Source organism: Streptomyces sp. NPDC002785, assembly GCF_040295565.1.
Classification (GTDB): Bacteria; Actinomycetota; Actinomycetes; order Streptomycetales; family Streptomycetaceae; genus Streptomyces.
Genome location: NZ_JBEOVN010000241.1, coordinates 1 through 9,883 on the forward strand (window position 1 = coordinate 1; position 9,883 = coordinate 9,883).

Sequence of the window (9,883 nt, forward strand, 5' to 3'; positions counted from 1 at the left end):
GACAACTACCCCGTCCCCGTCACACTCTTCCCCTACCCCCCGCCCTCCCCATGTGGGCGGGCCCCGCCCGCCCGCCGGGGGGCCCGGGGGGCGGCCGGGCCCGGTCTGCGCGGCTCGCGCTCAGCGCCCGCCGTGGGCGGCGCCCTGCGGCGCCGCCGGGGCCGCCCGATGCAGTACGAGCCGGGTGAGCAGCCCACTGCCGAGACCCACCACGAGAGCGAGGGCCGCCCACCACAGCGGGTACGGCGTGAGGCCGAGGGCCGCGTCGAGCGACCAAGCGCCTGGCCCGGTGGCAGCGAGAGCGGCGGCGGTGCCGATGAGGACGAGCGGGTACTCGTACCCGTCGTTCTGCACCCAGAGGCCGTTGTGCCATTTCACGGTGAGAGCGACCGTCATGACTCCAATGGCCCCGGTCGCCGCGAGCGGGGTCAGGAAGCCGGCGGCGAGCAGCAGACCCGATCCGATCTGGCCACCGCCCGCCGCCAGGGCGGTGAGGGCTCCGCCGCGGAAGCCGTCGGCACGGAACTCCTCCGTACCGCCCTCGAGTCCCCTGCCGCCCAGGTGTGAGCTGATCTTCTGCACCCCATGGCCGGCGACGAGCAGGCCCACCAGCAGACGCAGGATCAGAATGCCGATGTCCAAGGAGGTCAGCCGGCCGCGTGCGCGCCGATGATGCTCTGCGCGTACACGACACCCAGGCCGTACGCGCCCGCGTGGGCCTTGACGATCTCCATGACCACGCCGTACGTCTCCTGACGCGCCCAGTCACGCTGCAGCTCCAGCAGCACCTGCACCCAGGTCACCGGCACCGCGCCGGCGGCGATCATCCGCTGCAGCGCGTGCTCATGGGCGGCCGGGCTGACGCCACCGGAGGCGTCGGAGACCACGTACACCTCGTAACCCTGCTCCAGCGCGGACAGCGCGGGCAGCACCAAGCAGACCTCGGTCCACAGGCCCGCCAGGATGATCTTCTTGCGCCCGGTCGCCTTGACCGCCGCCACGAGCGCCTCGTCCTCCCAGGCGTTCATGGTCGTGCGGTCGATGACCTCGTGCTTGGGAAACACCTCGGCCAGCTGCGGCAGCAGGGGGCCGGAGAACGACTCGGCGGCGACCGTGGTCAGGACGGCCGGCACATCGAACGCCTGAGCCGCCTTGGCGAGACCCACGGTGCTGTTGATGATCGCGGCGCGGTCGCCGCTCCCGGTGCCGAAGAACATCTGCGGCTGGTGGTCCACGAAAAGCATGACCGCGTTGTCGGGCGTGAGCAGGTCCGCGCTGGGGGCAGCCTGCACCTTGTTGATGTCGAACATAAGAAGTCCTTTCGGAACAGTCGGTATCGCGCCCGCCGCATTCCCGCGGCTCGGCACACCCCAAAGCTATGACCGAATCGACCGACCGACTTTTCTCCCTGCGCCCAGGAATTGGCACGACAGTGCACTACCCGCCCAGGACCGGGACCACCGTCCGCTCCTCGATCACGCCACGTGCGCCGTCGCCCCGCTGTCGCCGCCCGCCTCAACCGGTTCGACATCGAGGTCGATCTCCTCCACCGCATGGAAACGGAAGGTCGCAAGCACCTCGTCCACCGGCCAGACCCGCAGCTCAGCGCACTCGGCGTCAGCCGAGCGGGTACTCGGCAGCAGCGAGCCGGAATAGAACGGCGCCCGCACCGGATGCGGCACACCGTCGTAGCCCGAAGGGTGCAGGAAGCAGGCCGGCGCCGAGTGGCCACCCTGTTCCGGACTGCCGGCTCCGCGTTCGCCGGCCTCGCCCACCCGCGCTCTGCCTTGCCCGACAACAAACCGATGCCCCCTTCGCCATGCTCCGCGACGGAACGTTCTGTACCAGCGGCTCAGCCAGGAGGGCACAGGACCCGTGCAAAGCCGCGCCGCCATGCTGCCCGGCCCTTCGCCCCGACGCAGCTCGCTGTCCCTCGGTCAGAACCCCGGTCGGCATCCGCGCGGCCGTCCACACGCTCGTTCCCACTAGCCACCCGGGCAGGTCGAGAACGCGCTGCGTGGTGCGCTGGAGAGTTTCCGCCGCACGCGGTCGGCGCACGGCGCCGTCGCGGTCACCACGACCGCGCGGTCCTGCTCCAGTTGAGCGAGCTCGCTGTACTACCGGCTGCGGTAGATCCAGGAGATCACCGGGCTGGACCTGGACAGCGGCCCGGACCGGCTGGTCCTGCACCTTGGCCTGCGTATCCGGGAACTGCTGCAACCGGACGGGCACGCCACCACCGACTGAACGGACCGACCGCCACTCCCTGCCCCGCCTGTCGGTTCCACTGCTACGAAGTGACGTGGTTTTCGTCGGCCAATCCCTACGAAGCGCGGTGGTGGCGACGGACCTGGTCGAACGACAATCGGTTCAGGCGCGAGCCGACGACGACGTCGGCCGGCCATCGCGTGGGTTGCCGACACGGCGGAGCAAGGTACGCCGTGAAGGCTTGGCAGGAGAGTGAGACAGGGATCATGGGCGAGCTGACGACGGACGACCGCGTGCGGCTGACCTACCGGGACAGCGGGGGCGATGGCGTTCCCCTGGTCATGCTGCATGGCTGGGGACAGACCCAGGCGATGTTCCGACACCAGATGGACGGTCTCGCTCCGGCCCGCCGCGTCATCACACTGGACCTCAGGGGCCACGGGCTCTCGGAGAAACCGCGGCACGGCTACCGCATCGCCCGGTTGGCCCGTGACGTCCTCGACCTCGTCGATCACCTGGACCTCGATCGTTTCGACGCGCTCGGCTGGGCGATGGGTGCCTCGGTGTGGTGGAGCTTCATCGACCAGTACGGCACCAGCCGGATCCGCCGGTTCGTCGCCGTGGACCAGCCCGCGGCCGTGGCGGCCGTTCCCTGGCTGAGCCTCGAGGAGCAGCGGGACTCCGGCGCCATCTTCGATGTGGCCGGGCTGCCGGAACTCGGCGCCGCGCTGGCGGGCCCGGACGGCGAGCAGGTGCGTGACAACTTCGTGCGCGGCATGTTCTCCGGTGACCCCGACCGCGACCTCATCGCGTTCGTCGCCGAACACGTCAAGTCGACCCCGTCCTACGTCGGGGTGCCCCTGCTCTACGACCACTGCGCGCAGGACTGGCGCGACGTCCTTCCCCGAGTGGACGTGCCGACCCTGGTGATGGGCTGCGAGGGAAGCCATGTGAGCCCAGCCTCGCAGGAGTTCATCGCCGGCCGGATCCCTGGCGCGCGGCTCCATGTATTCCCGGCCGGTGTTGCGAACTCCCACTTCCCCTTCCTCGAAAACCCGCCTGCCTTCAACGCGGTGGTCGACACCCTCCTTTCCGAAGTCGCGGACGCGGTCCCTCACACCGCGATCCCGTAAATCCCGCGCAATACGCGGGCACTTCACATCACTTTGACGAACAACGGCACGACTGGAGCTCTTAATGACCAAGTCGGTCATTTCACGCATGCCGAAAAGCGCAGAAAAGCGCACTACCCAAATTCCTCAAGGCGCGGATTCCGGACACTGCAGAACACTTCCCTGGGCATCGCAGAAAGGAGATGACGCATGCTTGTACCTGGGACTCAAACTCCTCTCACCGGAGACGTTTCCCCATAGGGAAGCTCAGCCCTCCCCGGCGGCCGGTGACCTTGTTCTCCTCGACGCCCTGCGCCCCGAGCACCTGGTAGGCGGCAATGAATTCGCGTTCTTCCGCATCCCCTGCTCCTATCTGGGGATCGCGCAGGACGAGGTGCGGCACCTGACGGGCCTCCGGGTCAGCGGAGCCGGCGGCGTCGCGGCACTGGTGTCGAAGTTCCTGGCCGCGCTGATCGGCGAGGACGGGCTGTGGAACTCGATAAACGGCAAGCGGCTCGCCCTCAACGCCGTGGACGTCATCGCCCTGTTCGTTGCCGAACTCCTCGTGCCTTACCGGTTCGAGTCCACCGAGAACGGCAGCGAGATGCTGGCCCGCATACGGTCGTACATCGAAGAGAACCTGATGGACCCAGACCTGTCGCCGGAGTCGATCGCGCGCGCCCACCACATATCCGTCCGCTACCTGCACAAACTTTTCCAGGGCGACGGCACGACGGTGAGTACGCATGTACGGCAGCGCAGGCTCGCCGCCTGCCGCCTCGACCTCGGCCGGCTGCCGAACCGCAGGCGCTCCGTGGCCGCGGTCGCGCAGAGCTGGGGCTTCGCCAGCCCCTCCCACTTCAGCCGTCTCTTCCGCCAGGCCTACGGCGAGTCGCCCAGCGAATGGCAGGTCTCGGCTTCCGTCCAGGAACGGAATCTCTGACACCTGCGTCCGGCGCCGCCGACGGGCCACTTGAGTGCGCTACGGCGCCAGCACTGGTGCGCGAGCCCGTCATCCGAGGAGCCACGGCGTCGTAGCGTGGCGCCGTGGGCCGTGAGAAGCGCCGTCGCGCGCGGCCCTTCCCCCTTCCTGCCGGCAGATCCGGCACACCATCGGAAACAAGGAGTTCGGTATGTCCCACACTGTCGAGCCGGTGCAGCCGGTGCTGGAGCCCGCGGCCGCCGCGTTCGCGGAGGCCACCGCCAACCCGCCGTACCTGTTCGACCTGCCGCCCGCCGAGGGCCGTGAGGCGGTCGACGAGGTGCAGTCCGGCGAGACCGGCAAGCCGCAGATCGACGAGGAATGGATCACCGTCTCGGGCGGTCCGACGGGCAGTGTCCGCGCACGCATCGTGCGCCCCGCCGGCGTGGAAGGGATCCTGCCGGTGATCCTCTACATCCACGGCGCCGGCTGGGTCTTCGGCAACGCCCACACCCACGACCGCCTGGTCCGCGAACTCGCCGTCGGCGCGAACGCCGCCGTGGTCTTCCCCGAGTACGACCTCTCACCCGAGGCCCGCTACCCGGTCGCCATCGAGCAGAACTACACGGTCGCGAAGTGGGTCGTCCAGCAGGACGCGTCCAAGAACCTGGACGGCTCGCGGCTGGCCGTGGCCGGTGACTCCGTCGGCGGCAACATGGCCGCCGCACTGACCCTGATGGCCAAGGAACGCGGCGACGTACCGCTCGTGCAACAGGTGCTGTTCTACCCGGTCACCGACGCGAACTTCGACACCGGCTCCTACCACCAGTTCGCCGAGGGCTACTTCCTGCGCCGCGACGGCATGCAGTGGTTCTGGGACCAGTACACGACCGACGAGGCCGACCGCGCCCAGATCACCGCCTCCCCGCTACGGGCCACCACCGACCAGCTCACCGGCCTGCCCCCGGCCCTGGTCATCACCGGCGAGGCCGACGTCCTGCGCGACGAGGGCGAGGCCTACGCCAACAAGCTGCGCGAAGCCGGCGTCCCCGTCACCGCCGTCCGCTTCCAGGGCATCATCCACGACTTCGTCATGCTCAACGCCCTCCGCGAAACCCACGCCGCCCAGGCCGCCATCACGCTGGCCGCCGACACCCTGCGCACCGCGCTGAACACGGTGTGAGAAGAATGAGTCCACACATGTCTCCTGCTCCTCCCACGGTCGTCCTCGTGCACGGCGCCTTCGCCGACGCCGCGGGCTGGCTCGGCGTCATCGACGAACTCCAGCGCGACGGCATCGAGGTCCTCGCGGTGGCCAACCCACTGCGCGGCCTGACCTGCGACGCCGCCTACCTGGCCTCCGTGGTCTCCCAGATCGACGGTCCGGTGGTGCTCGTCGGCCACTCCTACGGCGGTGCCTTGATCACCGTGGCGGGCACTGCGGACAACGTCGTCGGACTCGTCTACATCGCCGCCTATGCCCTCGAAGAAGGCGAGAGCCTCAGCGAGTTGCAGGACCGCTTTCCCGCTCCTCCGCTCGTCCGCAGCCTGAAGCAGTGGACCTACCCGACCGACGGAGGGAAGACCGCCACCGAGGTCAGCATCGCCCCGGAGGCATTCCCCTCAGTCTTCGCCGCCGATGTCTCCCCGTCCGTCGTCAGGGTGCTGGCAGCTTCCCAACGTCCGCTGGCCGCCTCTGCGTTCACCGAGGCGGCCTCTGCGGCGGCTTGGCGGACGAAACCTTGCTGGGCCCTCGTGGCCGACGCGGACCAGGCGATCAACCCCGATGTGGAACGCTTCGGCGCCAGGCGGGCCGGTGCGACGACCGTCGAACTGGAAGGCGCTTCCCACGCGGTCGCCATCTCCCGGCCGTCGGCGGTGGCGGACCTGATCCGCGACGCCGTTCGCGCGACGAGTTGACGCACACAGCCGGGTGACGTGAGAGGACGAGGCAAGTACCTTACGGGCGGGCCGGGGCCGATTGCGGCCCCGGCCCACTTCCGTGCCAGGACAACGCCGCCCAGCCGGTGCCCGCCCGACAACGTGGGCACGCACAGGCCACAGCCAGGGCGCGGACAGACAATCACACCGCCCGGCAGTCCCTAGAGTTACTCACGTGTCGGCGATTTCCCGCTCGACAAGACCCGCGCGGGGTCCGGCGGGAACCCTCCCGCAGAGTCCGCGGCCGCCCGGTCAGTGCACACCGCACACCAACCGGTCCCGAGGCCGGCTCGCGACATCTCACGGCAAACGGGCCACCACGGCAGCCCCGACCCGGCCGACAGGCCGCACGACAGCCGACCACCCCATTGATGAGGGAGTTTCCCCATGCCCAGTTCCGCCAAGCCGACCGTCGTCCTCGTGCACGGCGCCTTCGCCGACGCCTCCAGCTACGCCCAGGTCATCCCCCGGCTGATCGCCCGCGGCCTGGACGTGGTCGCCCCGGCCGTGCCCAACCGCAGCCTGATAGGGGACGCCGCCTACGTCGCCTCCATCGTCCGGCAGATCCCCGGTCCGGTCGTCCTGGTCGGCCACTCCTATGGTGGCGCCGTCATCACGGTCGCCGGCACCGAGGACAACGTCAAGGCACTGGTCTACCTGGCCGGTTACGCCTTGGAGAAGGGCGAGAGCCTCGGCGAACTGCAGGGCCGCTTCCCGGACAGCGACCTCGCCGCCGCACTCGTCTACACCCCCTTCCCGATAGAGGGCTCGGCCACGCCCGGCACCGACGTGTCGGTCCGAACCGACAAGTTCCCGGCCATCTTCGCCGCCGACGTCGACCCCCGGCTCGCCTCCGTCCTCGCCGTGTCCCAGCGCCCGCTGGCCGCACAGGCCTTTGCCGACGCGGCCCCGGCCGCGGCCTGGAAGACCAAGCCGTCCTGGGGCCTGGTCGCCTCGTCCGACCACACCATCAACCCCGACGTGGAGCGTTACGGCTACCAGAGGGCCGGCATGACCACCGTCGAGGTCGACTCCTCCCACCTGGTGATGCTCGCCCACCCCGAGCGCGTCGTCGACCTGATCGAGGAAGCCGTACGGGCCACCTCCGACTGACCCCACGCGCACCCGCTCGCGCCCGTACGACCGACCGGCCGTCACACCACGGCCGCCTCCCCCCCTTCGCAGAGAGCGAACGATGAACCCACCGATCTCACGCCGCACCATGGCCGTGTCCCTCCTGGCCGGCGCAGCCGCCCTGGGTACCGCCGGCGTCGCGCATGCCGCGCAGTCGGCGACGGCCGACCGTTCGGCCGAATGGCACGGGCGCACAGCCACGCCCACCATCGTCCTGGTCCACGGCGCGTTCGCCGACGCCTCCAGCTGGAGCGCGGTCGTCGAACGCCTGCAGCAACAGGGCCACCGCGTACTGGCACCGGCCCTGCCACTGCGCGGACTGGCAAGCGACTCCGCCTACATTCGCAGCGTTCTGGACAGCGTCACGGGACCGATCGTGCTGGTGGGGCACTCCTATGGCGGAGCGGTCATCAGCCAGGCCGCGGCCGACGCCCCGCAGGTCAAGGCACTGGTCTACATAGCCGCCTTCGTTCCCGACATCGGGGAGAGCGCGCTCCAGCTCACCGACAAGTTCCCCGGCAGCACCCTGGGACAGGCCACCGCTACCCAGTACTACCCGCTGCCCGACGGCGGTCAGGGGGAGGAACTGGTCATCAAGAAAGACCTGTTCCACAAGCAGTTCGCGGCCGGTGTCCCCCGAACGACCGCCCAGGTCATGGCCGCCGGACAGCGTCCGATCACCCTGGCAGCTCTCCAGGAGCCGGCCACCGCGGCCGCGTGGAAGAGGATCCCCAGCTGGTACCTCGTGGCCACCGAGGACCGCAACATCCCGCCGGCCGCCGAGCGCTGGATGGCCGAGCGCGCCGGCTCCCGCACGGTCACCGTCCGCGCCCCGCACGCAGCCGCCGTGAGCGATCCCGGCCCTGTCACCGGCCTGATCCTGCGGGCGGTCCGTTCCGTCCGCTCCAGCCACTGACCGGACGCTTTCCTCGCCCACGCCGGCGACATTCCGCAAGAGGGCACGATCTCGCAGGTGCGGTTGGCCGACAGGTACGCGTCGAATGTGCCCGACGTGACCTCGGCGGCCTCGTGCGCCGTCGCCGCCACGCACAACCGGGCGGCCGACGTCCACACAGCCAGTGGCGCACTGTTCTCCTCCGACCCACAGGCGGTCTGCCTTCGATGACCCTGACGACCTGGAGCTGACCTGCGCCGTCAACGGTGAGGAGATGCAGCGTGGCCGTACCCGGCAGTTCATATTCTCCGTCCCCGCCCTCATCGCCAAGCTGTCCGGGGTACTCCCGCTGCTGCTGGGAGACGTCATCTTCACCGGCACTCCAGCCGGTGTCGGCCTCGGCCGCACACCTCAGCGCCGGCCGGCCGCGGGCGACGAGCTCGTCAGCTCCGTCCAGGGCATCGGCGAACTGCGACAACATTCGTCGGCTGACCCTCTACGAGGTCCGCGACGGGCGGCAGCTGACGTCTCAAGCGCCCGGCGCACCGGTGGCCCCAGCGGCGAGGGCCCACCGGCCCCACCCCCACCACCATTGCAATCAGAGAGAAAGAGAAGAGATCCCACATGCCCAGATTCCTGACAGGGACGCGCACCGGCCTCCTGGTCTCGACCGTGGCGGCGGCCCTCGCCATGACCGCGGCCGGCCCGACGACCGCGGCCACCGCCGCCCCGAAGCCGGACGTGCGCTTCGTGGCGCACCTGGACATGGCCGCCGGGCAGCGACCGGAGAACATCACCCTGGAGCCCGGCGGCAGCGCCGTCGTCACCTTCGCCTACAGCCGTCAGGTGGCCCGCATCCACCCCGACGGCCGGGTGCACGTCCTCGCCACCCTGCCCCAGCCTCCGGCCGGCGCCGACACCCCTGCCCTCTCCTCGCCCTTCCTCGGCGGAATCGTCCGTGCCCAAGATGGGACGCTGTACTTCCTGTACGCCACCGGCAGCAGCGACCTGACCGGCCTGTGGCGCCTACGTCCCGGCGGCGTCCCGCAGCGCATCGCCGCGCTCCCGGCCGACGGCCTGCCCAACGGCCTGGCTCTCGACCGGCACGAAGGCCGGCTGTACGTGGCCGACTCGGTCCTCGGCACGGTTTGGCGGGTGCCCGTCACCGGGGGCACGCCCACCCGGTGGGCCACCGCGCCCGAACTGGCAGCCGCCGGATTCCTCGGAGCCAACGGCATCAAAATCCACAACGGGGCGGCCTGGGTGTCCAACCTGGACAAGGGCACCGTGCTGCGCGTCCCGGTCACCCGGTACGGCATCGCAGGCCCCGTCGAGACCCGGGCCACCGGCCTGATCGACATCGACGACTTCGCGTTCACAGGCCGCGGCGACACCCTCCTGGCCGCGATCAACGCGGACAACGAGGTGGCCCTGGTCAGGCCGGACGGCAGCCACACCGTCGTGCTGACCGGCGCCGACGGGCTGGAGAACCCGACCTCGCTCGCCGTACGCGGCAACACGGCCTACATCGCCAGCGGCGCCTACTTCACCAACAACGACCCCAACCTCCTGGCCGCCCGGATCAACCCCGCCCGGTAAGCCGGCCGCACGCCCGTGCCGCCGCACCGGCCCCGGGCGGGGGCCCGGGGCCCCCGCGGCCACCCAGAAAAG

At 70.1% G+C, this 9,883-nt stretch carries 10 protein-coding genes and 1 pseudogene; 8 read left to right on the plus strand and 3 right to left on the minus strand.

The features are described from left to right. Positions 1–120: 120 nt before the first annotated feature. The 3 genes from ABTZ94_RS33390 to ABTZ94_RS33400 all read right to left on the minus strand — a co-directional run bounded on the left by ABTZ94_RS33390 (position 121) and on the right by ABTZ94_RS33400 (position 1,775). Positions 121–642 carry a DoxX family protein gene (locus tag ABTZ94_RS33390; RefSeq protein ID WP_351206527.1) on the minus strand — a complete coding sequence of 174 codons (522 nt, stop codon included), beginning with the start codon at positions 640–642 and terminating at the stop codon, positions 121–123. A gap of 5 nt (positions 643–647) precedes the next feature. Next, a complete protein-coding gene (locus ABTZ94_RS33395; protein ID WP_351206529.1) occupies positions 648–1,310 on the minus strand; it encodes a hydrolase in 663 nt (220 codons plus the stop codon). A gap of 165 nt (positions 1,311–1,475) precedes the next feature. Further along, the gene (locus tag ABTZ94_RS33400; RefSeq protein ID WP_351206531.1) at positions 1,476–1,775 is read right to left on the minus strand and encodes a hypothetical protein; all 300 of its coding nucleotides are present in this window, start codon (positions 1,773–1,775) and stop codon (positions 1,476–1,478) included. A gap of 699 nt (positions 1,776–2,474) precedes the next feature. Between ABTZ94_RS33400 and ABTZ94_RS33405 the strand changes: the two genes are divergently transcribed. The 8 genes and pseudogenes from ABTZ94_RS33405 to ABTZ94_RS33445 all read left to right on the plus strand — a co-directional run bounded on the left by ABTZ94_RS33405 (position 2,475) and on the right by ABTZ94_RS33445 (position 9,811). Continuing rightward, complete coding sequence (locus tag ABTZ94_RS33405) at positions 2,475–3,341, plus strand: alpha/beta fold hydrolase (protein ID WP_351206533.1); 867 nt, start codon at positions 2,475–2,477, stop codon at positions 3,339–3,341. A 193-nt stretch (positions 3,342–3,534) separates the two neighbouring features. Further along, the gene (locus ABTZ94_RS33410) at positions 3,535–4,263 is read left to right on the plus strand and encodes a helix-turn-helix domain-containing protein (RefSeq protein ID WP_351206535.1); all 729 of its coding nucleotides are present in this window, start codon (positions 3,535–3,537) and stop codon (positions 4,261–4,263) included. A gap of 190 nt (positions 4,264–4,453) precedes the next feature. Then, complete coding sequence (locus ABTZ94_RS33415; protein WP_351206537.1) at positions 4,454–5,425, plus strand: alpha/beta hydrolase; 972 nt, start codon at positions 4,454–4,456, stop codon at positions 5,423–5,425. A gap of 17 nt (positions 5,426–5,442) precedes the next feature. Then, positions 5,443–6,162, plus strand: a complete 720-nt coding sequence (locus tag ABTZ94_RS33420) for an alpha/beta fold hydrolase (RefSeq protein ID WP_351206539.1) — start codon at positions 5,443–5,445, stop codon at positions 6,160–6,162. Between the two features lie 408 nt (positions 6,163–6,570). Further along, positions 6,571–7,296 (plus strand): alpha/beta fold hydrolase, encoded by a 726-nt coding sequence (locus ABTZ94_RS33425; protein ID WP_351206541.1) that lies wholly within the window; start codon positions 6,571–6,573, stop codon positions 7,294–7,296. Positions 7,297–7,378: 82 nt separating this feature from the next. Then, the gene (locus tag ABTZ94_RS33430) at positions 7,379–8,233 is read left to right on the plus strand and encodes an alpha/beta fold hydrolase (RefSeq protein WP_351206542.1); all 855 of its coding nucleotides are present in this window, start codon (positions 7,379–7,381) and stop codon (positions 8,231–8,233) included. A 163-nt stretch (positions 8,234–8,396) separates the two neighbouring features. Then, a pseudogene (locus ABTZ94_RS33440) lies at positions 8,397–8,690 on the plus strand (fumarylacetoacetate hydrolase family protein); the annotation flags it as partial. A 146-nt stretch (positions 8,691–8,836) separates the two neighbouring features. After that, entirely contained in the window at positions 8,837–9,811 is a 975-nt protein-coding gene (locus ABTZ94_RS33445; protein ID WP_351206543.1) for a hypothetical protein, read from the plus strand. The last annotated feature ends 72 nt before the right edge of the window (positions 9,812–9,883 follow it).